This is a genomic window from Selenomonas sp. CM52, from assembly GCF_000292955.1.
Taxonomy (GTDB): Bacteria; Bacillota; Negativicutes; order Selenomonadales; family Selenomonadaceae; genus Selenomonas.
Map to the genome: position 1 here is coordinate 42,000 of NZ_ALNM01000033.1, position 26,071 is coordinate 68,070.

Sequence of the window (26,071 nt, forward strand, 5' to 3'; positions counted from 1 at the left end):
CGGGGCTCGAGAAGGATACGATCGGCAGATTCAACTCCATGCTGAAGGAGTAGGCGGAGCTTGAGGGCGAGACGCGTGTGACAACGGTGTTGTTCGATAACTATGTCAAGCAGGAGGATGGCGATGTGTTTGATTGTTGCAGCGGCAGGGTGGCGGAAACGTCGCTGAAGGAGTTCCTTGACGGGGATTCGGAGTACTGCGTCTTTGCGTTTGAGGATCCTGATGTGCTGGACAAGCTCAGGGATCTTTTCTGCGCCTCGCTCAATCCGTTTTCCAGGCGCAGCCCTGCCGACATTGGTGCGGAAATCATCAGCGATGCGGTGTCTTTTCTCTTTGATATTGAGCAGGAAGAAGAGGAGCGGAATTTTTATTCGCCGCAGGAAACGGTCGAACGCGCACGCAGCTGCATCGGGCAGGGAGAATACGACTTGCTGACGCAGAACTGCGAGCATTTTGCCATGTGGTGCAAGACGGGCGAGAAGGAATCGGCTCAGGTTGAGCGCCTGGAGGAAATCCTGCAGGGGAATGTGGTGCGTCTTCTCGGGTGAGGGGTATTGGCGGATTGCTGCGTTTCCCTAGGGAAATGAACGTTGCTTTGAAGATTATAGAAGGAGGCAGAAAAATGGATGAGGAGCGCCCCGACAATCGCAGTTATCGCTTGCTCGATCTCTACAAGCGGCTGCAGCAGGGAGAGGTGCTGACGAAGCGGGAGCTTGCCGATCAGTATCGCGTGAGCGAGAAGACGGTGCAGCGCGATATCGAGGGGCTGCGCGAGTATCTTGCGGGGGAGCAGTCGTATCTTGAAATCGTCTACGACAAGGCGTCGGGCGGCTATCGCATTTCCCGCGAGAGCGCCGAGGGGCTGCAGCCGGAGGAAGTGTTTGCTGTCTGCAAGATTCTTTTGGAGAGCCGGCCGTTTCCCCAAAAGGTGATGCAGCGGCTTTTGGGGAAGCTTTTGTCGCAGGTGTCGCGGGAGAAACGCGAGGTCGTGGAAAAGCTGATTTCGCAGGAGGTGCATTACTACACGGAGCTGCAGCATGGGAAGAACGTGGTGCCGACGCTCTGGAAGCTTGCCGCCGCCATACGTGAGCAGCGCATTACGGAGTTTTGCTATACGCGGCTCGACGGCATGTGCCATGAACGCGTGGTAAAACCTGCGGCGATTCTTTTTTCGGAGTTTTACTTTTACCTGATCGCTTACTATGCGGATGATTTGGCGGATTATCCGATTGTTTTCCGTGTTGACCGCATGGAGAAGATCAGCGTGAAGAAGGAGCGCTTTTCGGTGCCGTATCGCGAGCGGTTCCAGGAAGGCGAGTTCCGAAAGCGCATCCAGTTCATGTATGCGGGCGAGCTGCGGCGCATCACGTTTACTTACAGCGGCTGCTCGCTTGAGGCGATTCGCGACCGTCTGCCGACGCTTCGCGTCCTCAAGGAGGAGGCGGGCGTCTACACGCTGTCGGCGGAGAGCTACGGCAAGGGCATCGAGATGTGGCTGAGAACGCAGGGCGAGGAGGTGCAGGTGCTGGAGGTGCGCAAGGGATAAGAATTGCATAGGAACTTTTACGGCATGGACAAAGATTGTCCATGCTGTTTGCTATATTGAAAGAGAAGATGTCGCACAACCGCTGTGCGATGCTTATTTTTTCCGTCAAAATGACGATACATGAAGAGATGCCCATAGGATGGGGCATTTTGGAGATATGCAAGGAGGAATGAACATGGATGTAACAGCGATGAGCAAGATGGCGTATGCCATGAATCAGAGTGCGGCGAAGTTGCCGCAGGCGGAGCGCGTGCAGACGGCACAGGCGGCGAAAGGCGGAGCGGCAGATGCGGCGAAGACGGCGCAGGATGCGGGCGCTGCTTTTGACGTGAAGATTTCTGACGCTGCGAAAAAGAAGGCGGCGGACGCAAAAGCCGCCGAGACGGACGAGCCGGCGAAGGGCGGCAAGACGAAGGGCTTGACGGCAGACGAGGTCAAGGCTCTGCAGGATGATATCGACAACAGCTACAATATCCTCATCAAGACCATGACGGAGCAGAATGCACAGCTTCAGGCATGGCAGAAGGATGGCGTGGGTTTCTTGAATTTCGACGGGCGCAAGGTGCTGACGGCGCAGTTTGCTCTGCCCGATGTCGCGACGACGCCGGAGGAAGCGGCGAAGGCGGTTGCCGACGGCGGTGACTGGTCGGTCAAGGCAGTGGCTGACCGCATCATGAGCATGGCGACGTCGATCGCAGGCGACGATCCGAAGAAGCTTGAAGCCCTGCGCTCTGCGGTGCAGGATGGCTTCAAGCAGGCGGGAATCGACTTCAAGCAGATGACGGGCAAGAAGGATATGCCGGAGATCACGGGCAAGACATACGACGAGATCATGGGGCGCTTCGACAAGCTCGTGAAGAAGGACGATGCACCGAAGGCGGATGCGGCTAAGGCTGCTGCGCCGAAGGATGCCGCGGCAGCTGCGCAGGATGCACAGCAGAAGAAGGCGGCGGGCGCTGCGCTCTGAGCCGAAGCAGAAAAGAGAAGAGCCGATGCATGGGAGTCGTTCGTGCATCGGCTTTTGCATTGCAGCGTGTTTTTGCCTCGGCAGGGTGCAGGAAAGCAAACTGTAATGTAGGTGTTGAATCATAGAAATGTTCCGTCGTCTACGTTACAGTTTGCTGAAACATGTTCGCATCGCTTGCGAAAGATGCAAAGCGTGCTATAATGACTTTACTAAGGACGGCGCACAATGTCCACGAAGTGGACGTTTGTGCGTGTAGATTGTGATTCATTTTCAGGGAAGTGCGGAAGCGTTCCATTCTTCCCGAAGAGTGGGCGATGTTGGCGCAAGGTTTCGCTCGCGCCCCGAAATTGGAGGAGGGTTTTGCATGACTTGTTTTTGGAATAGGAAGAAGAAGCTTCTTTCGGGCGCGATTGGCGTCTTCGTCGTCGGCGCCGTGCTCTTTGCGGGCTGCTCGGACAGCACGGCGAAGGAGAAGGAAAATTCCGTTGCGGGCGGCATTGCCGTAGAGCAGGCGGCGAGCCAGAAGCCTTTGTCGGATGCGCGCAACACGCCGGCGGTTCGTGCGGCACGCGCGGTAGGCCCTGCTGTCGTCGGCATCACGAACAAGACGGTCGTGCGCGACTGGTTCAATATGCCGGTCGAGACGGAGGGCGTCGGCTCGGGCGTCATCTTCAAGAGCGACGGCTACATCGTGACGAACAACCATGTGATCCAGGGTGCGAAGGAGATCACTGTCTCGCTTCCGGACGGGCGCAGCTTCAAGGGGAAGCTTGTGGGAGCGGACGAGCTTACGGACATCGCCGTTGTGAAAATCGAGGCCACGGGGCTGCCTACGGCGAAGTTCGGCAATTCCGATGATCTCGTCGTCGGCGAACCGGCTATCGCCATCGGCAATCCGATGGGGCTTGAGTTCCAAGGGACAGTGACGGCGGGCGTCATAAGCGCTCTGAACCGCACGCTCGACATCAGTGAGCGCCGCTTAAAGCTCATCCAGACGGATGCGGCGATCAGCCCCGGCAACTCGGGCGGTGCGCTCGTCAATGCGGACGGAGAGGTCGTCGGCATCAACAGCGCGAAGATTTCGGCGAACGGCGTCGAGGGCATCGGCTTTTCCATCCCCATCAACACGGTGCAGGAGATCATCGATCAGCTTCTCTCGAACGGCTACGTCGTGCGCCCCTACCTCGGCGTCGGCATCTTTGACAAGGAGACGGCGGCACGCGCCGGCTACACGCTGAATGCGGACAAGGGCGTCTACGTTGAGCATCTCGAACTCGGCGGCCCTGCAAATCAGGCGGGCGTCATGCGCGGTGATCTGATCCTGAAGATCGACGACAAGGAGACGAACACCGTCGCCGATCTCCGCGCGGCTGTTGCAGAACACAAGGTTGGCGATCAGGTCAAACTCGTCATCGAGAGGGACGGCAAGAAGGAAACGGTGACGGTGACGCTCAAGGAAATGCCGCAGTCGAATCGATGAAGATCCGCATCGTCGCTGTGGGAAAGCTCAAGGAGAAGTACCTGAGGGAAGGCGTCGCTGAGTATGAGAAGCGCCTCGCCCCGTTCGCTTCTGTGGAGCTTCTGGAAACGCGAGAAGAGTACATGGCGGAGAATCCGTCCGAAGCACAAAGGCAGCAGACGCTCGCAAAAGAGGGCGAGCGTCTCTTGCGTCTCGTGCCGGAGAGGAGCTTCCTCATCGTGCTCGATGTCAAGGGGAAGCTCCTTTCGTCGGAAGCGCTTGCAAAAGAGCTTGCCTCGCTCGCGCTTCAAGGGCAGAGCGACCTCACGTTTCTCATCGGCGGCGCGTTCGGCTTGTCACCAGCGGTGCGAGATCGCGCCGATCTTAGAATTTCATTTTCGCCGATGACCTTCACGCATCAGATGGTGCGGCTCTTGCTCTACGAGCAGATTTATCGCGTGTTCAAGATCAACCGCGGCGAGAAGTATCATTGGTGATTCGAGGAAGCGCATAAGGAAAGGGATGCACCTGTATCGATTCTGATACAGGTGCATCCCTTTTTGCGGCATCATGCGAGTCGGCGAGGGATGGTTTCAAGTTCGTTTTGCAGACGGGCTTTTGTTTCCCGTACAGCGATGTCGTTTTGCAAATCAAGGAAGTAGCGTTCGGAAACGCCGAAATATTTACTGAGACGCAATGATGTATCCACAGAGATCGCTCGCTTGTCTTTGAGAATTTCTTGAATCCGTGAAACGGGAACATGTATATCCTTGGCAAGGCGATAGGCGGAAATCCCCAACGGCTCCATAAACTCTTCAGTAAGAATCTCACTGATTTTTGGCGTATCGATAAGACTCATTTCTATTCCTCCGTTCAGGTATGGTAATCTACGATTTCGACATCAGATATAGAGTCTTTGCCTTCCAAGCGGAAGCAGATACGATATTGTTGATTGATACGAATGCTGTATTGTCCCTGTCGATCGCCGATAAGCTGCTCCAAACGATTGGCGGGAGGAACACGCAGATCTTCCAGACAGGATGCGTTATCGAGCATGATCAATTTGCGAAGGGCAATTTTCTGAATGCTTTGCGGGAGCTTGGCAGAAAAGCGCTGATGATATATTTTTTCTGTTTCCTTACTGGCAAAATTCTTTATCATACGAACAGTATAGCTGTTTTTCATATACATGTCAAACAGGTATATAAAAAGAGTCTTTCTTCTCCGTATATGTCCTAAAACCTTATCCCGTATGCTATAATAGAAAATAAAAACGACAAGGGGTTTTCAGCTTGAACGTGAAAAATAAGGCGGAGCGCGCGGAAAAGCGCAGGCGGCGCGTGCGCGACAACGTGCAGATCGTGGTGCTGTTCGTGCTCGCCCTGTTCTTTTTGACGCTCTGCCGCTACGGCTGGGTGCAGATCGTCAAGGGCTCGGAGATGTCGGAGCGCGTGCGCATGCAGTCGGGGGAGGAGCGCGTGGCGCAGTCGCCGCGCGGCGCGATCCTCGATGCGAACGGCAGGGAGCTTGCTGTTTCCTCGATGACGAAGTCGCTCTTCGTCGACCCGAGCCATGTCGGGGACGCGGCGCAGCTTGCCGCCGACCTCGCGCCGATCGTGGGCCTCAGCGAGGCAGACATCTTGGAAGACATCGATCAGGGTGGCGGCTTCGTCTGGGTCAAGCGCCGCATGGAGCCGTACATGTCGGATGCTGTGAAGGCGCTCATCCGCGAAAAATCGTACGGCGACTGCCTAGGGTTTCGCGAGGAGGCGAAGCGCTACTATCCGAACGACGTGCTCGCGGCGAACGTCCTGGGCTTCGTCGGCACGGACGACAAGGGACTCGACGGCATTGAGCAGCAGTTCGACGGCTTGATCAAGGGCGTCGAGGAGGAAAACTTCATCCTGACGGACATGAAGAGCCGCCCGATTTTAAGCTCGCTCTTTATGCCGGACACGTATACGGGCGATCGTTGCAAGACGGTGACACTGACGATCGACAGCAACATCCAGTTCATCGTGGAGCAGGAGCTTGATCGCGCGATGGCGGAGAACGCGCCGCAGCATGCGACAGCGATCGTCATGGATCCCAAGACGGGCAATATTCTCGCGCTCGCCATGCGGCCTTCGTACAATCCGAACGAGTTCGGCAAGTATTCGAGCGAGACGTGGAAGAACCTCGCCGTCTCCTCGATCTATGAGCCGGGTTCTACCTTCAAGTCCGTCGTGGCGGGCGCGGCGCTCGAAGAGAAGATTGTCACGCCGAACCAGATCTTTGTCGACCCAGGCTACGTCATGGTCTCGGGCAGGCGCATACAGAACTGGAACGGCGAGAGCTTCGGCACGGTGACGTTCACGGATGTCGTCAAGAACTCACTCAATACGGGATTCGCACTCGTCGGACTCGATCTCGGCGCCGAAAGGCTTACAAAGTACGCGAAGCTCTTCGGCTTCGGCGAGCCGACGGGCGTGGAGCTTCCGGCGGAGGAGGGCGGCATCCTCTTCGAGCCGGAGAACATGCGCGATTCGGATATGGCGACGATGGCGATCGGACAGAGCATCGCCGTGACGCCGTTGCAGCTCGTGACGGCGATGACGGCGATCGCCAACGACGGCGTCCTTCTGAAGCCGCATATCGTCAAGGAGATCCGCAACGCCGACGGCTCGACCTACCTGCAGACGAAGCGCGACGAGGTGCGGCGCGCGCTGCAGTCGGCGACGACGAAGACGCTCGTCGGGCTTCTTGAGCAGGTCGTCGCGGCGGGCGGCGGACAGAAGGCGCAGGTCAAGGGTTACCGCATCGGCGGCAAGACGGGTACGGCGCAGAAGATTCGTCCGAACGGTGCGGGCTACATGGACGGCCATTACATCGCGTCGTTCTGCGGCTTTGCGCCCGTCGATGATCCGAAGGTCGTCGTGCTCGTCATTCTCGACGATCCGTCAGGCGGCAACTTCTACGGCGGACAGATCGCGGCACCCGTCGCGGGCGCGATCTTTTCGCAGATTTTTCGCTACATGCACATCGAACCGTCGAGCGATCCCTTCGTCGAGATGGACGAGAAGCGTGCGCAGAAAGAAGCGCAGGCGCCGCCGAAGAAGAAGCCGCGCCTGCCCGATGTCGTGCCGAGCGGCAAGGTCGTCATGCCCGACCTCGACGGCCTGACGATCCGCGAGGCGGCGGAAAAGCTCGCCGAGATCGGTGTGACGCTCGAAGCTGAAGGCTCGGGCAGGGCAAGCTACCAGAGTGCGCCCGCCTACAGCGTCATCGATCCGGGCGAGACGGTCACGGTTGTCTTTTCGCCATGAAAGAGGGGGCAGGCTGAATGACCTGCCCCTCTTTTTGTCCCTGTCTTTTGCACTATCGAAATAGAAAATAAGACCTTTTACTTATGCTCGCTTTGTGATAGAATATAGGAGAAATGATTCCTATGGAAACGTTGAGGAATCAGCGGCTCTTTGTGACAGGAAAGGTAGTCTCATGGAAAAGAAACCTGTGATGCTGATCGTGGACGATGTGGAGATGCATCGTGCCATTCTCGCGCAATTTTTCAAAGCGGAATACGATCTTCTGGAGGCGGCGGACGGCAATGAGATGATGGCGCTGCTCGCGGAAAAGACCGTCGACATCATTCTGCTCGACCTCGTGATGCCGGGACCGGACAGCTTCGACCTGCTCGCTCGCTTGAAGCGCGACGAGCGTCTGTCGGCAATTCCCGTCATCGTCACGACGGCGCGCAATGAACGTACCGTCGAGGTGCGCGCGATGGAGATGGGGGCGGCGGATTTCATCACGAAGCCGTACAATCCGACAATCGTGCGATGCCGCGTGAAAAATGTCATGGCGCGCATGGAGAACGAGTGGCGCAAACTTGAACAGGCGGCGCGCGAGCGGCAGATTCTGGAGATGCGCCACCACATCGAGATCGATGCCTTGACAGGTGTCTACAACCGCGAGGCGTTTTACGAGAAGACGGTCGCGCTTTTGCAGCAGAACCGCAGCGTGCGCTACAATATCTTGTATTTTGACATCAACTGTTTCAAGATCATCAACGACCTTTTCCATATCGAAACGGGAAATCTGATCTTGAAGACGGCGGGCACGTATTTCAAGACGATCACTGAGGGCATCGGCGTCGCAGCTCACATGGAGGCTGACCATTTCGCCATCTGCATGCCCGAGGATATGCTTGACATCGACATCCTGCTCGAAGGCATAGACAGTGCGATCTTCTCCCTCGGCATCAAGAACAACATTCTCTTTTATGCGGGAATCTATCCGGTCGATGACGTCCTGGTGCCCGTCAATCAGATGTGTGACCGCGCTCACATGGCGCTCAATACGGTCAAGGGTCTCTACAAGAAGCGCTATGCCTACTACGATGAGAAGATGCGCGAGACGCTGCTCGAAGAGCAAATGCTGCTCCGCGAAATGGAGCAGGCGCTTTCTTCGGGGCAGTTCTGCGTGTACTACCAGCCGATTTACAGCATCAAGGCAGGACGCGCCGTCAGTGCCGAGGCGCTCGTGCGCTGGCGTCATCCGACGGCGGGCGTCATTCCGCCCGTGCGCTTCGTGCCGCTCTTCGAGCGAAACGGCTTCGTCGTGCGGCTCGACCGCTTCGCGTGGGAGGAGGTCTGTCGTATGCTCGCCGAGCGCATCCGCGCGGGACTTCCCGTCGTGCCGGTCTCCGTCAACGTCTCACGGCTGAACTTCTACGACAACGATTTCTGCGATACGGTCGTCGGCCTTCTGCAGAAGTACGGGCTCGATCCTTCGCTCCTGCGCTTGGAAATTACGGAGTCCGCCTATACGGACAATCCGGTGCAGCTTTTAAGCGTCCTGAAACGGCTGCACGACATCGGCCTCACGATCCTCATGGACGATTTCGGCAGCGGCTACAGTTCGCTCAACATGCTCAAGAACGTGACGGTCGATATTCTGAAGATCGACATGGGATTTGTGCAAAATCTCGAAGATTCTGAGCGCGCGCCCACCATCTTGCGGCGCGTCGTCGAGATGGCGCACGATCTCAAGATGAGCGTCGTCGTCGAGGGCGTGGAGACAAAGGCGCAGATCGATTTCTTGTCGAGCATCGATTGCGACAAGATTCAAGGATATTATTTTGCAAAACCTATGGCGAGGGAGGATTTTACGGCACTCATAGAGAAAGAAGCAGGGAGGTGATAGCAGATGGCGAAGATCACGAAGGAAGCGTTCGGCGAGCTGAAGAATGGCAGGCTCATCACGCTTTATACGTTGGAGAACAGCGGCGGTATGAGGATTCGCATCATGGATTACGGCGCGCGCGTGCAGTCGCTCATCGTGCCCGACAGAGAGGGCAAGAGCATCGACGTGGCGCTCGGCTACGATGATCTCAAAAGCTATGAGGCGGACGACAAGTATTTCGGCGCGATCGTCGGGCGCTCCGTGGGGCGCATCGCTTTCGGCGATTTGCCGATCGACGACGAGAAGTACGTCTTGGAGTGCAACGAGGGCAGGAATCATCTGCACGGCGGCTCCTTGGGCGGCTACGACAAGAAGGTCTGGGCGGCGGAAGAAAAGGACGGGGCGCTTGTGCTTCGCTACCTGAGTCCTGCGGGCGAGGGCGGCTACCCGGGCGACTTGAAGCTCGCCGTGACGTATGCGCTCTCCGAGAAGAACGCGTTCGTTATTTCCTATGAAGCGGAGGCAGATGGTGACACGATCTGCAATCCGTCGCATCATACGTATTTCAATCTAGAAGGCTTCAGCTCCGGCTCGGTGCTCGACCATAAGATCCGCATCTTCGCCGAGAAGTACACGCCGACGGACAACGAGCTGATTCCCGATGGGCGCATCCTGCTCGTCGAAGGGACGCCGCTCGACTTCCGCGAGATGAAGGAGATCGGCGCACGCATCGACGCGCCGTTCAGCCAGATGCGCTGGGCGGGCGGCTACGACCACAACTTCGTGCTCGATCAAACGCCCGCTGAAGAAGAGGCGAGGGAACTGGGGTTCGGCGAGGATGCCGCATGCCCCATCGACTACAAGACGCTCCATAAGCTCGCCCACGTTTATGCTGAAAAGACTGGCATCCACATGCACGCTTACACGACGCAGCCCGGCGTGCAGTTCTACTCGGGCAACCATCTCGATGGCGTGCTCGCGGGCAAGGCGGGCGCGGCATTCGCTCCGCGCGCAGGCTTCACGCTCGAAGCGCAGGTCTTCCCCGACGCCGTGCATCATGCAAACTTCCCGCAGCCGATTTTGCGCTCGGGCAAGAAGTGGCAGGCGCGGACGGTGTTCGCCTTTGGCTTGGCGTGACGCCCATAAGCGAGCCGTTTTGAGCAAGCGTCAAGAGCCGCGCATCCTTTGAGGCTGCGCGGCTTTTCGTTTGGGAGGGAAAGATACGATGTCGAAAAATATCGAGCGTGCGCTTCTCTATGTGAAACAGCCCGAGCTCTTTCGCCTGCGCCTCTTCGCCGACGGGCTTCTGATCGGCGTCCTCGTGGGCGCTGTCATCGCGCTCTATCACTGGCTCTTGGAAAGCGCCGATCATTTGCGTCCCGTGCTCTATGACTTCCTGCGCGATGCTTCGCCGCTCTGGACGGCGGGGTATTTTCTCGCGCTCCTTGCGCTTTCCGTCGTCGTCCGGTATCTCATGCAGCTCGATTCCATGGTCGGCGGCGGCGGCATCCCCGACCTCAAGGGCGTCCTGCGCGGCGACAGTCATCTGCGCTGGGCGCGCGTGCTCTTCGGCAAGTTCGCCAGCGTCGTGCTCGGCATCGGCGCGGGACTGTCGCTCGGGCGCGGCGGCCCGAGCGTGGAGATCGGCGCCTGCGTGGGCGCAGGCGTCAGCCGCGCGGCCGGGCGTTCGCGTGCCGAGGAGCGATTCCTTCTGACGGCGGGTGCTGGCGCAGGCTTCGCCGCCATCTTCAACGCGCCTTTGGCGAGCCTCGTCTTTTCCTTCGAGGAGCTGGCGAAGAACTTCTCGCCGCAGATGCTCATGGGCGTCCTCGGCTCTGCCATCGCCGCAGGCTTCGTGACGCAGGAGATCTTCGGCGTCGGCCCGATGTTCGCCGTCGGCTCCGTGCCCGCCGTGCCGCTCGGCGGCGCGTATCTGCTGCTCTTCTTGCTCGGCGTATTCTCGGGTGCGCTCGGCAGGCTCTTCAACCGCGTGCTCTGCCTCGCGCTCGACACCTGGGGGCGCTTCGTGCCTTCTCTCGGCTTTCGCACGGCGATTCCGTTCCTCGCGGCGGGCGTTCTCGGCTTCTTGCTGCCTGAGATCCTTTCGGGCGGCAACTTTCTCGTCAATCGCATGGTGCAGGAGCCGCTCGTCTTCGGCGCGATCCTCGTCATCTTCCTCGGCAAGTTCCTCTTCACGGTCTTCTGCTACGGCTCGGGCGTGCCGGGCGGCATCTTTCTGCCCGTCCTCGTCCTCGGTGCGCTTTCGGGTGCGCTCTTCTCTGCGGCGGCAGTTGCGCTCGGCGCTCTGCCCGCGGCGCTCTGCCCGACCTTCGTCGTCCTCGGCATGGCAGGCTTCTTCGCGGGAAGCATCAAGGCGCCGCTGACGGCGAGCCTCCTCATCATGGAGATCACCGGCTCTTTCGAGCACCTGCTCGCCGTCGTCTGCGTCGCCGCCTGCGCTGCGCTCGTCAACGATCTCACGGGTGGCCGCCCCATCTACGACGAGCTTTACGAGCGTTCGCGCGGGCAGGGAGCGAGAGGCTCGCGCCGCCGCGTCATGGCGGAGCTTTGCGTCGCAGCGGGAAGCGCGATGGAGGGGCGATGCGTCTCGGCGATCGACTGGGGAGCGCACGGTCACGTCATGAATGTGCGGCGCGGCACGATCGAGCTTCTGCCGCAGGGCAGCCTCATGCTCAAGGCGGGCGACATGATCTATGTGCTGACCGAGGAAGGCGAGCTTGGAGCGCTGGAAAGAGCGGCAGGGGAGGCAAGCGGCGGCTTTTCGCGCGACTGACGGAGATGTGCTTCTGCGTGCAGCATTTCGATGCTGCACGCGTTTTTTGACTATACAAAAGAAGACGAATCGCGTAGAATAGAGTGTATGCGGCGGGCAAAGATGCAGGCGATTTTTTGCAGTCGTCAGAAATGTTCTTGACAAGCCGCCTGTACTGTGATAACATGCAAATCATATAAATTTGGTATGAATTTTACTGTTGCGAAAGCAGCAGTCACAAGGATGTGATTTTATGAGCATGATAAGGCTTGCTGCCATCAAGAAAAGCTATGAGAGCGCGGCGGGCGAAGTCACGGCGCTAAAGGGCGTCGACCTCGAAATCGAGCGCGGCGAGATCTATGGCATCATCGGCCTTTCGGGCGCGGGCAAGTCGACCTTGATCCGCTGCATCAACATGCTGGAGCGGCCGACCGAGGGCAAGGTCATCGTCGACGGCAAGGATCTGACCGCGCTCAGTGAGGCCGAGCTTCGCGAGGAGCGCAAGGGCATCGGCATGATCTTCCAGCACTTCAACCTGCTGTCTTCGGCGACCGTCTACGACAACGTCGCCTTCCCCCTGCGCCTTTCCGGCACGGACGAGGCGCAGATCCGCACGAAGGTCGAGCCGCTCCTCGCGCTCGTCGGACTCGCCGACAAGGCGCAGCAGTACCCGGCGCAGCTCTCGGGCGGGCAGAAGCAGCGCGTCGGCATCGCGCGGGCGCTCGCGTCCGATCCGAAGGTGCTCTTGTCGGACGAGGCGACGAGTGCGCTCGACCCGCAGACGACGAAGTCGATCCTGCATCTCATCGCAGATATCAACAAGAAGCTCGGTCTGACCGTCGTCATCATCACGCATGAAATGCAGGTCATCAAGGATATATGCGACAAGGTTGCCGTCATCGAGGGCGGCGTCATCGCCGAAAAAGGCTCCGTGCTCGACATCTTCACGAAGCCGAAAGAAAGAATCACGCGCGAGTTCGTCAGCACGCTCCTGTCGAACGATTTGCCGATCAACTACCGCAAGAAGGAGCTTTTGCCCGAGCCTGTCGAGGGCGGCGAGCTGCTCCTTCGCCTGACGTTCCTCGGCGAACGCGCTGACGATCCCGTCATCGCCGACGTCATCCGGCGCTTTTCCATCGAGGTGTCCATCCTCTATGGCACGCTCGATCAGATCAAGAGCGTGCCCTACGGACGCATGATCGTCGGCATCAAGGGCGAGCAGGCGGAGATTGACCGTGCGCTCGCTTACCTCGATACGCGCGATCTCACGAAGGAGGTGATCGGCTATGTCCGCTGATATGCTGCCGCTCCTTACGAAGGCGCTCGGCGAGACGGTCTACATGGTCGTCGTCTCGATGATCGTCGCGAGCCTCATCGGCATCCCGCTCGGCGTGCTGCTCGCAACGACGGCAAAGGGGCAGATCCTCGAATGTATGCCTTTGAACCGTGCCATCGGCGCTGTCGTCAACGCGCTTCGCTCGATCCCGTTCATCATCCTGATGGTCGCGATCATCCCGTTCACGCGCTTCATCGTCGGCACGTCCATCGGCACGACGGCGGCGATGGTGCCGCTCGTCCTCGCCTCGATCCCCTTCATCGGACGGCAGGTCGAGACATCGCTTCGGGAAGTGCCCGCAGGACTCGTCGAAGCTGCGCTTTCGATGGGCGCTACGCCCTATCAGATCGTGCGGCGCGTGCTTTTGCCTGAGTCCATGCCGAGCATCGTCGCTCAGCTCACGACCGTCGTCATCGCCCTCGTCGGCGAGTCGGCGATGGCGGGCGCGATCGGCGGCGGCGGTCTCGGCGATCTCGCGATCCGCTACGGTTACCAGCGCTTTCGCCCCGACATCATGATCGCGACCGTCGTCATACTCATCGTCCTCGTGCAAATCGTCCAGTTCCTGGGCAACCGCCTGGCGAACGGCTTGAATAAAAAGTAACTTTCATGAAAGTGGGCGAAGGCGCTGCCTCGTCGGCTTTCACCGAAGAATCCCATTCACAAGGAGGAAAAATCATGAAGAAACTATTCGTCATCCTCGCGGCGCTCACGCTCTCCGTTTTTGCCCTGGCAGGCTGCGGCGAACAAAGTGCATCCAAGACCATCAAGGTCGGCGCGACGCCTGTGCCGCACGCTGAGATCCTTGAGACGATCAAGCCGCTCTTGGAAAAGGAAGGATACAAGCTGGAAATCGTCGAGTTCACCGACTATGTGCAGCCGAATGTCGCGTTGAACGACAAAGAGCTTGACGCGAACTTCTTCCAGCATCTGCCGTACCTCGACAACTTCATTTCCGAGCACAAGGAAATGAAGCTCGCGAACGCCGGCGGCGTCCACATCGAGCCGATGGGCGTCTACTCGCGCAAGATCAAGAAGCTCGACGAGCTCTCTGACGGTGCGTCCGTCGCCATCCCGAACGATCCGACGAACGGCGGCCGCTCGCTCCTGCTCCTTGAAAAGGCCGGCCTTTTGAAGCTCAGGGAAGGCTCGGGCACGAACCCGACGGTGCATGACATCACGGAGAACAAGAAGAACCTCAAGTTCCAGGAAGTCGAAGCCGCGCAGGTGCCGCGCACGCTCGATGACGTCGATGCCGCCGTCATCAACACGAACTATGCGATGCAGGCGAACCTCGTTCCGACGAAGGACGCGCTCTTCATGGAAGACAGCACCTCGCCCTACGTCAACATCGTCGCGGTGCGCACGGGCGACGAGAAGCGTCCCGAGATCCAGGCGCTGATGAAGGCGCTGAGATCCGAGGAAGTCAAAAAATTCATCGACGAGAAGTACAAGGGCGCGATCGTCCCCGCGTTCTAAGGAAACGCTGATAAAATGAAGTCGCCCAGATTTGCGCAGATGCACTGTATCTATCGAGGAGACAAACCGCAGGCGTAGCGGTGCTACGTCGAGGATTTGTCGACGATGAGAGGACAGTGCAGATGCGTGAAGATGGGTGGCTGAATTTATCAGTGGTTCCCTAAGATAGGAATCAAACACAAAGAAGGAGCTGCCGCGACGGTGCGGCAGCTCCTTCTTTGTGTTTCGAGGAGGCAAAATCGTGGAGTCCGAAGCTCCTTCACAGCAAGTGATGCGCTTTTGCCAGCTGCTCAATCTTGCTGATGGACCACTGGGATATATCGGCGATGCTCGCGAGATCGTAACCCTTCTTCAGCATGGAAAGTATCATGCCGGATTCACCCTGGAGGATGCCCTGCGCACGTCCTTGTGAGATGCCTTGCGAGATGCCCTGCGAGATGCCCTGCGAGATGCCTTGCTCAATACCGCGCTCGAAGATGCCTTCGCTCAAATTGCACATGGTGTTCATCTCCTTTTCCATATCGGAGGAAATATCAAGGTTGAATTCTTCTTCCAAAAGTTTCTTCTTTTCCGCAGCCGACTTTTCCGTGTCACGAAACAGGAGCTTGAGGAAGCGGACGAGCTTGTTGCTGGAATCGTCTGTGCCGAGATAGATCATGATGATGCTTAACAGGTCGTAATCGCTTTTTTCTGCTTTTGTGTGACGCAACAGGTGACGCTCGTGCATATCATAGAAATTGATGGCACTTTTGCTATCTGGGGAGTCCATGCAGATCCAAACGGAATAGACTTTTTTGATGTCGTTATAGTTTGATTTGGCAAATTCCGTTTCCTTCTGGGAAGAAATCAAGCGACAGGCATAGTATACGGCTCGGCGCAGCAGCGCATAGCCAAGACGATTGTGCGATTGTGTCTTTTGAGCCTCGATGTTGACAATCAAAGTGATTCTCGCGCCTGTTTGGGGAACTTTTGCATGGAACAGGATGTCGAAGCGAATCCAGCCTTCTGTGGGACTGGCGCTTTCCGTATTGTTGCCGCGGATTTCTTTCGGTATTTGCCTTGAGGCGTTCGTCTTGTCCATGTCGACTGGGATGGTGCCAATTTCGGGTTCGCCTTCGATGCATTGTTTGGCGATGGTCGTTAAGTCGATTTCATGGAATTCAGGAATGACACCCTTGAGAATTCGGGCTACGACATCCTTTTGGGCAAGTAGGCGCTTGGCGTGTTGATCGTAGGTGGGATTCGCATAGCCGAGCAGCAGATCCTCGGGATTGAAGATTGTCGATGACGTCATGAGATGTCCCCCTTTAGCCTTATCATAGCATGATTCGGAGGGCTTTGCCAGATTTTTAGGATTTTTCCTGCTGACAGAACGTGGACAAGGAGATGTGCCAAGGTATCAACCTTTATGCCCGGCGTCATCTCGAAATCGGTAGCCGACGCCCCAGACGGTTTCGATGTAAATGGGCGTAGTGGGGTTCGGCTCGATCTTTTCGCGGATGCGGTTGATGTGAACCATGACGGTCGCCGTGTCGCCGAGGGCGTTCATGCCCCAGATGCGGTAGAAGAGCTTGTCCTTGCTGAAAGCGATACCGTCGAGGATGCCGCTTGCATAGCCCTTGATGGCAGTCAGGGGCGTCGCGAGATCGTGCGAGATGCCCGCGAGGAAGATGTAGGCGAGGATTTCCCATACATCGTGCAGCGGATCTTCTTCCTTTGGCGCACGCGCGTGGAACGGGATGCGGCTGCGCGCGATGACGACGGTGCGCGTTTTCTCTGCATGATAATGGAAAGAAAGGTAAAAATTTTTAACATCGGATATGATATACTGTAATCAGCAAGAGCGGAAATGCGAGATATATAAGGCGATGCTCTTTGGTTTCCTATCTTGATGAAAGGAGAAAGCACCATGAACAGAAAGGAACATTCATTTATCCAGTTTGGAGACGATCGGATAAGGCTTGACTCCATCGAAGGCTATGGCATCCGCACGATTCCCCGATATTTCGTGCGAAATGAGGCGCACTCCGAGGTAGACAAGCGGAGTTATGAGGGGGCATTTGAACTGTATATGTACGATGATGAGCCGGATAAGAGTGCCAGCCCCATGTTCGACATCACGGGGTATCCCGTGCTCATGGACGGAATGGTAGTGCAGGAAGGTCATCTCCCGCCCCAAGCGTTTGATGTGCAGAAGGCGCGTGCATTGTATGTCCGAGGCAAGCAGATGGGAGGCGGATGGTCGGAATCTTCCACCGTGCTTTACAAGGAGGGCGAATGCGGTTTTGACATCCATGCCAAGCTTGCCGAATTGGACGGACTTCTCCTCGACTAGCAGAAAACCTTGCCCGACAAAAAGCAGGAATCGGCATATATCGCATCGAAAGTGTCTACATTTGGATGTGAGCTAGATGTGAGGATGTGAGCGTATGTATCCCTATGGATTGCAGGACAAGAAGTTTCTGAACATGCGGCTCCTGGAACTTTTGGAGCAGCATACGGACAGCGACCACCGCTTGACGCAAAAGAAAATCGTGGATTTGCTGGAAACAAACTATGGTATTCGATGCACTCGGCAGACGATCAAGAACAATCTTATGCTCCTTAAGGATATGGGGTATGAGATTTCTCTGCAAGGCGGCGTCTGCCTTATGTCGCGCCAGTTTGAGGATGCGGAACTGAGGATGCTGATCGACAGCGTCCTCTTCTCCCGCACGCTTTCCGGCGCACAAGCCGAACGGCTGATTGAGAAGCTGGTAGGGCTTGGAAACAAATACTTTCATGCCAAAGTGAAGCATGTTTCTCATCTGCCGAAACTCATACACTCGGACAACAAGCAAGTTCTGCTGAATTTGGATGTGCTGAACGATGCCATCGAGCAGGGGAGGAAAGTCAGCTTCATTTATAACAGCTATGGCAAGGACTTCAAGCTGCACCCCAAGCGGGAAAAACCATACATTGTAAGTCCATATCAGATGGTGGCAAATCAAGGCAGATATTATTTGCTTGGCAATTATGATAAATACAGCAATATTTCTCATTATCGCTTGGATTGCATGACGAAGGTGAACATGCTTGAGGATAAGGCCAAGCCGAAGAATCAGGTGGAAGACTTTGCCCAAGGCTACAGTTTGCCCAAGCACATGGCAGAGCACATCTATATGTTCAGCGGGCCGAGTGTGCAAGTGAAGATGCGAGTCTGGGATCAAATGATGAGCCAGCTGATCGACTGGTTCGGCAAGGATTTCCGCATTGTGCAGGAGGAGGCGGATGAACTCATCGTTTCCGTTGCCTGCAACGAAAAGGCGATGAAATATTGGGCGTTGCAGTATGGAGAATATGCGGAGATCTTAGAGCCGAAAAGCCTGCGGGATGAGGTTTGCAAGGCTGTAAGGTATATGGGAAAGAAGTATCTGTCAGGTGAGATGGAATAACACGAATTATGGCGGGAGTGTCAACGGTTTCGTAAGGAGGTACTCATGGTCGAGGAATTTTATGGAAAAATCAGCCGATCCGGCTCGAACCTATCCGACAGTTTGGAGGATAAGCTGACCGGAGATTTTTTCGGTACATTGAGGTACATGGATTTTTGTGATGGATTGCAGCCCATACTATGCGGGGCATTACGCAAATCGGAGAAGCAGCAGGCTGAATCACAGGCTGCAATTCAGCTCATAGAAAACGTGAATTGCACAAATATCAAAGATGAGGAGCATATCAAATTCTGGCCGAAACACGATCGTGGGGAATTGGATGTTTTGTTGGAATTTGACAATTGCTATATTGGCATTGAGGTAAAGTTTCAGAGCGGACTGTCCTCAGACGATCAGCTCATTCGCGAAGCAAACATTTTGTGCGATTTGCCCAAAGATAAAAAGAAAATCCTGCTGTTCATTGCGAAGCACGAATCATGCATATCGATTTATCGTAAATATAAGAAGGATATAAGCAAGCAAGGAGTCCATTTCGTTTTTGCGAGTTGGGAAGACATATTGCAATCGATGAAGGATATTTTGAACGGGGGGAAGGGAAGCAAATATACCTTTGGGCAGAAATTGATGATACGCGATTTGGTAAGATTATTGACAAGAAAGGACTTCGATACCTTTTTGTCTATGACAAATGGTATTGCCGATAAACTGGGACAATTAATAGAAAAGGATGTACACGTTATGCTGAATGATAAAAACTATAAGGATTATACGACGAATTATAAGAATGCTGCGTATGTGGTCTTTATGACGTACAAAAATGTAGAGAAATTGCGCGAAGCCATAAAATCTAAATCCGAGGAATACGGATATGTGTTTATAAAGGGGTATGAAGAGAAGCGTGCCGGTATTGTGGATGATATTTGGCTGACGTTTAGCAAAGAAGCAAATACAGGCAGCGGGGACACTTCGTTGTATGCAGTGAATATCTTTTTGACGAACACAAATGAAAAACATCCATCGGATCCGATTTTCAGAGTCTTGAGGTATATTTCTCCAAACGCTATTTCAAAAAATCTCACGAGGGAAAATTTAGCAGATGCGTTTGATAAAAATGCTGATGCGGAAAGGGATACTTGCGGTATCGTCGTGGATGAAATTCCTATGACGTTACATCAAAGAGATATAAACAACCCGAAAGACTATGCTGGCTTGCAGGGTTGTTATTATGTAGATTTACCATTGATGAGCATTTCAAATGATGACATAGTCCACATTTTCCATATTTTTGATGAACTGTCGAAGCAGTCTGACATAGCGTATTCGCAGCAAGCGACGAACGAAGAATAGAGGAAAGGGAAAGAATATGGTGCCATATACAGAAAATATTCTGCAGGACAGTGGTGTTATCCTTGCCTGCGAGGATGAGCGCATCTTTTCTGCGCTGGCGCGATATTATTCTCACATGGAAAAGTGTGAGCCGCTTTGCGGTATGCCGGTGCGTCAATTTTCCTCCGAATCAGAGCAGGAGGATGCTGCGTCCATCTCGACGGAAGAGGTATCGTTGCCCCATACCATGCTGATTTCGGATGCGCAGGCGATGACGATCCCGTTCGAGATATTGCGGCAGCAGGATATACTCTGCATCTATCGTACAGCTTCTGCGGAAGACTTTGTCGCATGTGCAGAACGGCTGACTGCACGGCAGGAGGACGATGGCGGCTGCATCAGACCGATTCTTATGTGCTTTGCAGATGAGGCAGCGGCAAAGGCTTGCATAATCGCATCAGGTCTATGGACGCCGATGAATATCCAACTGGTCGGTGTAGACAGGCGGGATATTCTCCCGATGCTTGCGTCGACGAAAGGAGATCTTCGGTGTATCTCTCTAGAACATCTGCTTTGGGAAGAAATGCCTGCCGCGAATCAAACAGTGCGGGGTGTGCAGATCATCTTCCGAGGGACAGGAGAAGAGCTTAGTCTCTGTGATATTGCGAAAAAGGTGGAATCCGTCGCCGACTGCTTCCGAGGAGAGGTTGATATCTTGTGGCAGGTCGAGCTATGTGAAGCGAATGAGATACTGATGTTTTCTGTGTATGAAATGCATCATGCAGGCGTTGCGTCGAAAACTGTGTGAGCCGTCAAAGTTCTTCGCTTGAATTGGAACTATGTGTCGAATTTGCGTGCAATAGAAATTTTTATAGAAGGGGTGTGTGGATGGTGCTTTCTGGCGATGGCATGAGGTGCGATACAGCCGATGTCAAAAGGGTTGAAATCAATGTTCATACGCAGGCTGTGACTGCAGGTCCGAACCGCATAGCGGATTTGATGGATGAAATAGAGCCGTCGTATGAAAAATGTCTTCCCCAAATTCCCCATGCCCATGATATCATCAAATCCATGTCTTACGATAAGGCAAAGGAATTATATGGCAAAAATCTGCCGCGAATTGTGCAGGAACGATTGGAGCAGGAAATTGCAGTCATCTTTGAACATGGATATTCGTCGCTGTATTTGTTGCAGCAAAAACTTGTGCAAAAAGCTCATGAAGATGGTCACATCACCTGCACGAACGGCTCGATCGGGGCTTCTTTGGCAGCGCATCTGATTGGGATAACGGAAGTCAATCCGCTCCCTCCGCATTGGCGTTGCGCAAAATGTCAATACAGCGAATTTATCACAGATGGCTCCGTGGCTTCCGGTTTTGATTTGCAGGCTAAAATTTGTCCCAAATGCGGAGAAACACTCATGGGCGATGGTCACGATATTCCCTATGCCGCTCTTGTGGGCTTTGACGGGAGCAGACAGCCTGATATCGTCATGAATTATCCAGATTCGTATCGTTCCATTGCAGCCGAAAATATAGAAAAAGTATGTGATCATGTCCGAGTATATCAAGCCGGAACAATCGAAACGATATCCTATGATGAAGCCGCGACATATGTACAAAATTATATTGATACAACGGAGCGTATTCTCGTGAAAATATCCGTGCAGGAAGTGGCTGAGAAATGTGTTGGCACGAAAAAAACTACGGGAATCAACGATTCAGCTTTTATCATTATCCCCGAGGATGAAGAACCCGACTGCTTTACTCCTCTGCAGGATATGAAAGATCAAGAAGGTCATACATATCGAATCTCCCATTTTTCCTACCACAATCTCACCGATCAGTTCCTTAAACTCAATCTATTGCCTTATTTTGTACTCTCTGTCCTCGAAGAATTAGAGCGCGGCACAGGCTGCAGCCTTTCGAATATTTCCTTCGATGACCCTTCCACCATATCTTTATTCCGGAAAGCCGACACCGTTGGCATTCCCGAATTTCGCTCTCCCAAGGTTCGTCAAATGCTGCAGGAATTGCAGCCGAGATTCTTTAGTGAACTGGTCAAAATTTCCGCTTTTTCTCATGGAACCGGAGCATGGGAAGGAAATGCACAGAACCTGATACGCCGAGGCGTATGCACGTTGAACGAAGTCGCTGCAACTCGTGATGATGTCATGATGTACCTGATCCGAAAGGGAATCGACCCGCTGCGTGCTTTTCAAATCATGGAATCCGTGCGAAAGGGGAATGGCATCCTTCCCAAAACGATAAAAATTCTGCAGGAAAATGGTGTTCCCCTTTGGTATATTCAATCTTGTCAAAAAATGGGATATATGTTCCCTCGCGCTCATGTCGTGGATCATGTCATGTCGAACTATCGTCTGGCGTATTACAAGGCGCATCATCCGCAGGAATTTTATCGAGCATATATTGAAACCCTGGCGGATGCGTCTGATCTGGCAGTCATAAAATCAGGGGAAACGGCTATAAAAGAGCGCCTCTCGATTTATAGGGACACGGAAAGTTTCGAAGAATCGAGCAACGGTAAGATCGAGCTTTTGGAGCTTGCACAGGAGATGTATATGCGAGGGCATCATTTGTGATCGCATTTCTATGACGAAGACCTCAAATCATTCTAAGCGAGGTATTCGGCATAATTTTATTGGACATTCATGTTCAAAACGCTTGACCGCAACAACTGCAACAGACCTCCAAGTTTCCATGACTAACTGTTTGTTCCAGCCCGTTTATCGCGTGAAGTGCTATGCAAATAATGTGAAGTATGAACTGATCCTCGACGCGCAGTCGGGCGCGGTGCTCTACCGCGAGATTGACGACTGAGGAAGGGGGCGTTGTTGCTGGGCGAATGAGAGAGAGCCTGCCGCATGTTCGTCATGCGGCAGGCTCTCTTGCTGCTTCGGTATATATTGGCGCATTGCTTATGCGCCGACATCGACCTTCGTGTTGCGCGTGGGGTTCTTCGCGGCTTCGGCGGCATTCTGCATCTGGCGTATGTAGGCGGCTTTTGCCTGCTGCAGCACGGACGGCGTATGGTGTGCTGCCGTCTCGACAATGCGCTTGTTCGCCTGCTGGAAAGCGGACGAACCGACCTTCGTGTCGTTGCCGAAGGGCGAGGATTTGGAAACGGCGTTCGCTGCGCGTGAGGCGCGCGATGCCGACTGCTGGGCGAGGGCGAACGCCTCTTCGTTTGCCTGCTGGAACTTCGATGAGCCGACCTTCGTATCGTTACCGAAGGGCGAGGCCATGTAGACGGCCTTTGCTTCGCGTGCCGACTTTGCAATCGAGCGGTCGGCGAGCCGCGCCGCTTCCTCGTTCGACTGCTGGAACTTCGACGTGCCAAGCTTCGTGTCGTTGCCGAGGACCGAGCCCATGTAGTACGCCTTGGCGGCGCGGGCGGAGCTGGCGATCGAGCGGCCGGCGAGGGCGATTGCCTCTTCATTCGACTGCTGGAACTTCGACGTGCCGATCTTCGTATCATTGCCGAAGGGCGAGGACATGTAGATTTCCTTCGCCGCGCGTGCAGATTTCGCGATCGAGCGATTGGCAAGCTGCTCTGCTTCCTTGTTTGACTGCTGGAACTTTGAGGTGCCGAGCTTCGTATCGTTGCCGAAGGGCGAAGACTTGTAGACTTCCTTTGCCTCGTGCCATCCTTGGGCGGCCTTCTGGCGACCCACTTCGGCGAGGTTCAAGTTGATCTTCTCGAACGTTGCCGAGCCGTAGGGGTTGACTGAAATTGAAGAGATGCTCATCGTTCTTTCCTCCCTGCTTCCCTGCCGGGTCATGCTGATGATTCACATGGAACCTTCCTAGGATATTCTCCCCATATTATAACAAATATTTCTTTTGTCTTCAATGTCTTCTCAGAATATTTCCTAACCTAGAATATCATTGACAATCGCTCCCGTTTTAGTGTAATATTAAAGAAGAATTGGCGGGGGCTTTTGCCCTTGCCGGAAGGTTTCGCAGACGGCGCACGGGCTTTTTGTGCTTCGTCTGTATCGCCGCCGGGCAAAGCCGGGGGAAGGACTAGGGGGTATTTTACAAATGGCAGTAAAAGTAGCGATCAATGGTTTCGGACGTATCGGCCGCCTCGCGTTTCGTCAGATGTTTGATGCAGAGGGCTATGAAGTCGTAGCTATCAACGATCTCACGAACCCCAAGATGCTCGCGCACCTCTTGAAGTATGATTCGACGCAGGGCAAGTACGAATACGCGGACAAGGTGGAAGCCGGCGAGGATTCCATCACGGTCAACGGCAAGAAGATCAATATCTACAAGGAAGCTGACGCCTCGAAGATTCCTTGGGGCAAGCATGACGTCGACGTCGTGCTCGAATGCACGGGCTTCTATACCTCGAAGGAAAAGGCTTCGGCGCATCTGGCCGCCGGCGCGAAGAAGGTCGTCATCTCGGCGCCTGCCGGTAACGATCTGCCGACGATCGTCTTCAACGTCAACCACAAGATTCTGAAGCCTGAGGACAAGATCATCTCGGCGGCTTCTTGCACGACGAACTGCCTCGCTCCGATGGCGAAGGGGCTCAATGACCTCGCGCCGATCCAGAGCGGCATCATGGCGACGATTCATGCCTATACGGGCGATCAGATGACTTTGGACGGCCCGCAGCGCAAGGGCGATCTGCGCCGCAGCCGTGCCGCTGCCGTCAACATTGTGCCGAACTCGACGGGCGCGGCGAAGGCGATCGGCCTCGTCATTCCCGAGCTCAAGGGCAAGCTCATCGGCGCTGCGCAGCGCGTCCCGACTCCTACGGGTTCGACGACGCTCCTCTTCGCTGTCGTCAAGGGTGAGGTCACGGTCGAACAGATCAACGCGCAGATGAAGAAGGAAGCGACGGAGTCCTACGGCTACAACGAGGACGAGATCGTATCGAGCGACATCATCGGCATGCGCTACGGCTCGCTCTTCGATGCGACGCAGACGATGGTCAGCCCCATCGGTGACGGCAACACGCAGGTGCAGGTTGTTTCGTGGTACGACAACGAGAACAGCTACACGAGCCAGATGGTTCGCACGATCAAGTACTTTGCTGAACTGAAGTAAGGGAAGCACGGATAAATTCAGCGCTTTCTGAGAGCGAGAGCGGTCGGCGAAATACGGGAGAGGCGAAGCTAGCGCGCCTTTCTGAAAAAATCAGCTGAGTCAAGATCCATGAGGTCCGGCCGCGTTTGGGCCGGGCCTCTGTTCTTTTTATGGGAGGATTTTTATGAACAAGAAGACGATCAAGGACATCGACGTCAAGGGCAAGAAGGTCTTCGTGCGCGTCGATTACAATGTGCCGTTCGACGACAAGATGAATATCACGAATGACACGCGCATGGTGCGCACGCTGCCGACGCTCAATTATCTTCTTGACGGTGGCGCTGCGCTGATTCTCGCGTGCCACATCGGCCGCCCGACGGAGGCGAAGGAGGAGAAGTTCTCGACGAAGCATCTCGTCAAGCACCTTTCGGAACTCCTGAAGAAGGATGTGAAGTGGGCGTCCGACTGCGTAGGGCCTGAGGCCGAGAAGGCAGCTGCGGACTTGAAGCCTGGTGAGGTTCTGCTCCTCGAAAACCTGCGCTATCACAAGGAAGAGAAGAAGAACGATCCGGCTTTCGCCAAGCAGCTTGCCTCGCTTGCGGACATCGCCGTTGACGATGCCTTCGGCGTCGCGCACCGCGCTCATGCCTCGAATGTCGGCATCGCTTCTGATCTTGAAACGGTCGCAGGGTTCCTCATGGAGAAGGAGATCAACTACATCGGCAAGACGCTCGAAGCACCCGCGCATCCTTTCGTCGCTATCATCGGCGGCGCAAAGGTCTCGGATAAGATCGGCGTCATCAGCAACATGATCGAGAAGGTCGACACGATCATCATCGGCGGCGGCATGGCGCACACGTTCGATGCGGCCAAGGGGCTGCCGATCGGCGATTCACTGTGCGAGCCGGACAAGATGGATCTCGCGAAGGAGCTTCTCGAAAAGGCGAAGGCGAAGGGCGTCAAGGTCATCCTGCCGCTCGATGTCGCCGTCGCGAACATGTTCCCGCTCGCTGACGAGGCGAAGTTCGCTTCCGAAGGCAAGACGAAGGTCGTTGCGGTCGACAAGGTGGAGAACGGTTGGCAGGCGCTCGACAGCGGCCCGAAGACGTCGGAGGCGTATGTCGAAGCGCTGAAGGGCGCGAAGACGATCATTTGGAACGGTCCGATGGGCGTATTCGAGTGCGACGAGTTCGCCAAGGGCACGCTCGCAGTCGCGAAAGCCGTTGCCGATGCGACGGAGGCGGGCGCGACGAGCATCGTTGGCGGCGGCGATTCCATCGCGGCGCTGAAGAAGACGGGGCTTTCGGACAAGATTTCGCACATCTCGACGGGCGGCGGTGCGACGCTGGAGTTCCTGGAGGGCAAGGTTCTGCCGGGCATCGCGGCGATTGCCGAGAAGTAAAAGCTTCTGCGAGATGGCGCACAGCGTCCGCAAAGCCGGATGCTCGTGCTCGCCGCAAAAGAAGCAGGAGGAAGATAGAAGCTTTGCGGGAGCGCGTGCCGTTTTGACGTGCTCCCGATGTTCCATACGA

At 55.3% G+C, this 26,071-nt stretch carries 25 protein-coding genes; 20 read left to right on the top strand and 5 right to left on the bottom strand.

The annotated features are described in order from the left end of the window. Nucleotides 1–125: 125 nt before the first annotated feature. From HMPREF1153_RS08830 to rlmH, 5 genes are all read left to right on the top strand, one after another. A complete protein-coding gene (locus HMPREF1153_RS08830; protein ID WP_009646666.1) occupies nt 126–548 on the top strand; it encodes a lecithin retinol acyltransferase family protein in 423 nt (140 codons plus the stop codon). Nucleotides 549–622: 74 nt separating this feature from the next. After that, nucleotides 623–1,546, top strand: coding sequence for a helix-turn-helix transcriptional regulator (locus HMPREF1153_RS08835; RefSeq protein WP_037370424.1), 924 nt, complete (start codon nt 623–625; stop codon nt 1,544–1,546). 175 nt (nt 1,547–1,721) lie between these two features. After that, on the top strand, nt 1,722–2,513 hold the full coding sequence (locus HMPREF1153_RS08840) for a hypothetical protein (protein WP_009646616.1): 792 nt from the start codon (nt 1,722–1,724) through the stop codon (nt 2,511–2,513). A 364-nt stretch (nt 2,514–2,877) separates the two neighbouring features. Beyond that, entirely contained in the window at nt 2,878–3,993 is a 1,116-nt protein-coding gene (locus HMPREF1153_RS08845; protein WP_009646642.1) for a S1C family serine protease, read from the top strand. After that, complete coding sequence (gene rlmH, locus HMPREF1153_RS08850; RefSeq protein ID WP_009646598.1) at nt 3,990–4,469, top strand: 23S rRNA (pseudouridine(1915)-N(3))-methyltransferase RlmH; 480 nt, start codon at nt 3,990–3,992, stop codon at nt 4,467–4,469. The genes HMPREF1153_RS08845 and rlmH overlap by 4 nt, the downstream gene beginning before the upstream one ends. A 71-nt stretch (nt 4,470–4,540) precedes the next feature. On the opposite strand, the gene HMPREF1153_RS08855 is transcribed toward rlmH, so the two are convergent. Beyond that, complete coding sequence (locus HMPREF1153_RS08855) at nt 4,541–4,831, bottom strand: HigA family addiction module antitoxin (RefSeq protein WP_009646609.1); 291 nt, start codon at nt 4,829–4,831, stop codon at nt 4,541–4,543. A 14-nt stretch (nt 4,832–4,845) separates the two neighbouring features. Next, nucleotides 4,846–5,157, bottom strand: a complete 312-nt coding sequence (locus HMPREF1153_RS12410) for a type II toxin-antitoxin system RelE/ParE family toxin (RefSeq protein ID WP_232208261.1) — start codon at nt 5,155–5,157, stop codon at nt 4,846–4,848. A 107-nt stretch (nt 5,158–5,264) separates the two neighbouring features. Between HMPREF1153_RS12410 and HMPREF1153_RS08865 the strand changes: the two genes are divergently transcribed. The 7 genes from HMPREF1153_RS08865 (at nt 5,265) to HMPREF1153_RS08895 (ending at nt 14,723) form a co-directional block, all read left to right on the top strand. After that, a complete protein-coding gene (locus HMPREF1153_RS08865; RefSeq protein ID WP_009646649.1) occupies nt 5,265–7,277 on the top strand; it encodes a penicillin-binding protein in 2,013 nt (670 codons plus the stop codon). 172 nt (nt 7,278–7,449) lie between these two features. After that, the gene (locus tag HMPREF1153_RS08870; RefSeq protein ID WP_009646631.1) at nt 7,450–9,153 is read left to right on the top strand and encodes a putative bifunctional diguanylate cyclase/phosphodiesterase; all 1,704 of its coding nucleotides are present in this window, start codon (nt 7,450–7,452) and stop codon (nt 9,151–9,153) included. Between the two features lie 6 nt (nt 9,154–9,159). Next, nucleotides 9,160–10,272 carry an aldose epimerase family protein gene (locus HMPREF1153_RS08875; RefSeq protein WP_009646627.1) on the top strand — a complete coding sequence of 371 codons (1,113 nt, stop codon included), beginning with the start codon at nt 9,160–9,162 and terminating at the stop codon, nt 10,270–10,272. A gap of 88 nt (nt 10,273–10,360) precedes the next feature. Continuing rightward, nucleotides 10,361–11,929 (top strand): ClC family H(+)/Cl(-) exchange transporter, encoded by a 1,569-nt coding sequence (locus tag HMPREF1153_RS08880; protein ID WP_009646599.1) that lies wholly within the window; start codon nt 10,361–10,363, stop codon nt 11,927–11,929. 238 nt (nt 11,930–12,167) lie between these two features. Continuing rightward, entirely contained in the window at nt 12,168–13,205 is a 1,038-nt protein-coding gene (locus tag HMPREF1153_RS08885) for a methionine ABC transporter ATP-binding protein (RefSeq protein ID WP_198003343.1), read from the top strand. Then, nucleotides 13,195–13,848 carry a methionine ABC transporter permease gene (locus HMPREF1153_RS08890; RefSeq protein ID WP_006193884.1) on the top strand — a complete coding sequence of 218 codons (654 nt, stop codon included), beginning with the start codon at nt 13,195–13,197 and terminating at the stop codon, nt 13,846–13,848. The genes HMPREF1153_RS08885 and HMPREF1153_RS08890 overlap by 11 nt, the downstream gene beginning before the upstream one ends. Before the next feature lie 74 nt (nt 13,849–13,922). Next, the gene (locus tag HMPREF1153_RS08895; RefSeq protein ID WP_009646662.1) at nt 13,923–14,723 is read left to right on the top strand and encodes a MetQ/NlpA family ABC transporter substrate-binding protein; all 801 of its coding nucleotides are present in this window, start codon (nt 13,923–13,925) and stop codon (nt 14,721–14,723) included. Nucleotides 14,724–14,982: 259 nt separating this feature from the next. Here the strand turns inward: HMPREF1153_RS08895 and HMPREF1153_RS08900 are convergent, their stop codons facing one another. Both HMPREF1153_RS08900 and HMPREF1153_RS13245 read right to left on the bottom strand, forming a co-directional pair. After that, the gene (locus HMPREF1153_RS08900; protein WP_009646595.1) at nt 14,983–16,017 is read right to left on the bottom strand and encodes a nuclease; all 1,035 of its coding nucleotides are present in this window, start codon (nt 16,015–16,017) and stop codon (nt 14,983–14,985) included. A 105-nt stretch (nt 16,018–16,122) separates the two neighbouring features. Then, a complete protein-coding gene (locus HMPREF1153_RS13245) occupies nt 16,123–16,548 on the bottom strand; it encodes a winged helix-turn-helix domain-containing protein (RefSeq protein ID WP_369791805.1) in 426 nt (141 codons plus the stop codon). Between the two features lie 84 nt (nt 16,549–16,632). Between HMPREF1153_RS13245 and HMPREF1153_RS08910 the strand changes: the two genes are divergently transcribed. The 6 genes from HMPREF1153_RS08910 (at nt 16,633) to HMPREF1153_RS13250 (ending at nt 22,322) form a co-directional block, all read left to right on the top strand. After that, the gene (locus HMPREF1153_RS08910; RefSeq protein ID WP_009646645.1) at nt 16,633–17,058 is read left to right on the top strand and encodes a hypothetical protein; all 426 of its coding nucleotides are present in this window, start codon (nt 16,633–16,635) and stop codon (nt 17,056–17,058) included. A 94-nt stretch (nt 17,059–17,152) separates the two neighbouring features. Further along, entirely contained in the window at nt 17,153–18,157 is a 1,005-nt protein-coding gene (locus HMPREF1153_RS08915) for a helix-turn-helix transcriptional regulator (protein ID WP_009646660.1), read from the top strand. A gap of 45 nt (nt 18,158–18,202) precedes the next feature. Next, the gene (locus tag HMPREF1153_RS08920; RefSeq protein ID WP_009646641.1) at nt 18,203–19,504 is read left to right on the top strand and encodes a PD-(D/E)XK nuclease family protein; all 1,302 of its coding nucleotides are present in this window, start codon (nt 18,203–18,205) and stop codon (nt 19,502–19,504) included. 16 nt (nt 19,505–19,520) lie between these two features. Continuing rightward, nucleotides 19,521–20,291, top strand: coding sequence for a hypothetical protein (locus HMPREF1153_RS08925; RefSeq protein WP_009646565.1), 771 nt, complete (start codon nt 19,521–19,523; stop codon nt 20,289–20,291). Between the two features lie 80 nt (nt 20,292–20,371). After that, complete coding sequence (locus tag HMPREF1153_RS08930) at nt 20,372–22,084, top strand: hypothetical protein (RefSeq protein WP_009646573.1); 1,713 nt, start codon at nt 20,372–20,374, stop codon at nt 22,082–22,084. 118 nt (nt 22,085–22,202) lie between these two features. Continuing rightward, entirely contained in the window at nt 22,203–22,322 is a 120-nt protein-coding gene (locus HMPREF1153_RS13250) for a PepSY domain-containing protein (RefSeq protein ID WP_009646654.1), read from the top strand. Nucleotides 22,323–22,420: 98 nt separating this feature from the next. Here the strand turns inward: HMPREF1153_RS13250 and HMPREF1153_RS08935 are convergent, their stop codons facing one another. Next, entirely contained in the window at nt 22,421–23,251 is an 831-nt protein-coding gene (locus HMPREF1153_RS08935) for a hypothetical protein (RefSeq protein ID WP_009646570.1), read from the bottom strand. 295 nt (nt 23,252–23,546) lie between these two features. Here HMPREF1153_RS08935 and gap point away from each other — a divergent pair, with 295 nt between their 5' ends. Continuing rightward, on the top strand, nt 23,547–24,560 hold the full coding sequence (gap, locus tag HMPREF1153_RS08940) for a type I glyceraldehyde-3-phosphate dehydrogenase (protein WP_009646605.1): 1,014 nt from the start codon (nt 23,547–23,549) through the stop codon (nt 24,558–24,560). Nucleotides 24,561–24,723: 163 nt separating this feature from the next. Continuing rightward, the gene (gene pgk, locus HMPREF1153_RS08945; RefSeq protein WP_009646587.1) at nt 24,724–25,941 is read left to right on the top strand and encodes a phosphoglycerate kinase; all 1,218 of its coding nucleotides are present in this window, start codon (nt 24,724–24,726) and stop codon (nt 25,939–25,941) included. The last annotated feature ends 130 nt before the right edge of the window (nt 25,942–26,071 follow it).

Bases quoted from the DNA above. Each gene is read 5' to 3' on its own strand.
- HMPREF1153_RS08835 (WP_037370424.1), top strand. From the start codon at position 623: ATGGATGAGGAGCGCCCCGACAATCGCAGTTATCGCTTGCTCGATCTC.
- HMPREF1153_RS08840 (WP_009646616.1), top strand. From the start codon at position 1,722: ATGGATGTAACAGCGATGAGCAAGATGGCGTATGCCATGAATCAGAGT.
- HMPREF1153_RS08845 (WP_009646642.1), top strand. From the start codon at position 2,878: ATGACTTGTTTTTGGAATAGGAAGAAGAAGCTTCTTTCGGGCGCGATT.
- rlmH (WP_009646598.1), top strand. From the start codon at position 3,990: ATGAAGATCCGCATCGTCGCTGTGGGAAAGCTCAAGGAGAAGTACCTG.
- HMPREF1153_RS08855 (WP_009646609.1), bottom strand. From the start codon at position 4,831: ATGAGTCTTATCGATACGCCAAAAATCAGTGAGATTCTTACTGAAGAG.
- HMPREF1153_RS12410 (WP_232208261.1), bottom strand. From the start codon at position 5,157: ATGAAAAACAGCTATACTGTTCGTATGATAAAGAATTTTGCCAGTAAG.
- HMPREF1153_RS08870 (WP_009646631.1), top strand. From the start codon at position 7,450: ATGGAAAAGAAACCTGTGATGCTGATCGTGGACGATGTGGAGATGCAT.
- HMPREF1153_RS08875 (WP_009646627.1), top strand. From the start codon at position 9,160: ATGGCGAAGATCACGAAGGAAGCGTTCGGCGAGCTGAAGAATGGCAGG.
- HMPREF1153_RS08880 (WP_009646599.1), top strand. From the start codon at position 10,361: ATGTCGAAAAATATCGAGCGTGCGCTTCTCTATGTGAAACAGCCCGAG.
- HMPREF1153_RS08885 (WP_198003343.1), top strand. From the start codon at position 12,168: ATGATAAGGCTTGCTGCCATCAAGAAAAGCTATGAGAGCGCGGCGGGC.
- HMPREF1153_RS08890 (WP_006193884.1), top strand. From the start codon at position 13,195: ATGTCCGCTGATATGCTGCCGCTCCTTACGAAGGCGCTCGGCGAGACG.
- HMPREF1153_RS08895 (WP_009646662.1), top strand. From the start codon at position 13,923: ATGAAGAAACTATTCGTCATCCTCGCGGCGCTCACGCTCTCCGTTTTT.
- HMPREF1153_RS08900 (WP_009646595.1), bottom strand. From the start codon at position 16,017: ATGACGTCATCGACAATCTTCAATCCCGAGGATCTGCTGCTCGGCTAT.
- HMPREF1153_RS08910 (WP_009646645.1), top strand. From the start codon at position 16,633: ATGAACAGAAAGGAACATTCATTTATCCAGTTTGGAGACGATCGGATA.
- HMPREF1153_RS08915 (WP_009646660.1), top strand. From the start codon at position 17,153: ATGTATCCCTATGGATTGCAGGACAAGAAGTTTCTGAACATGCGGCTC.
- HMPREF1153_RS08920 (WP_009646641.1), top strand. From the start codon at position 18,203: ATGGTCGAGGAATTTTATGGAAAAATCAGCCGATCCGGCTCGAACCTA.
- HMPREF1153_RS08925 (WP_009646565.1), top strand. From the start codon at position 19,521: ATGGTGCCATATACAGAAAATATTCTGCAGGACAGTGGTGTTATCCTT.
- HMPREF1153_RS08930 (WP_009646573.1), top strand. From the start codon at position 20,372: ATGGTGCTTTCTGGCGATGGCATGAGGTGCGATACAGCCGATGTCAAA.
- HMPREF1153_RS13250 (WP_009646654.1), top strand. From the start codon at position 22,203: ATGACTAACTGTTTGTTCCAGCCCGTTTATCGCGTGAAGTGCTATGCA.
- HMPREF1153_RS08935 (WP_009646570.1), bottom strand. From the start codon at position 23,251: ATGAGCATCTCTTCAATTTCAGTCAACCCCTACGGCTCGGCAACGTTC.
- gap (WP_009646605.1), top strand. From the start codon at position 23,547: ATGGCAGTAAAAGTAGCGATCAATGGTTTCGGACGTATCGGCCGCCTC.
- pgk (WP_009646587.1), top strand. From the start codon at position 24,724: ATGAACAAGAAGACGATCAAGGACATCGACGTCAAGGGCAAGAAGGTC.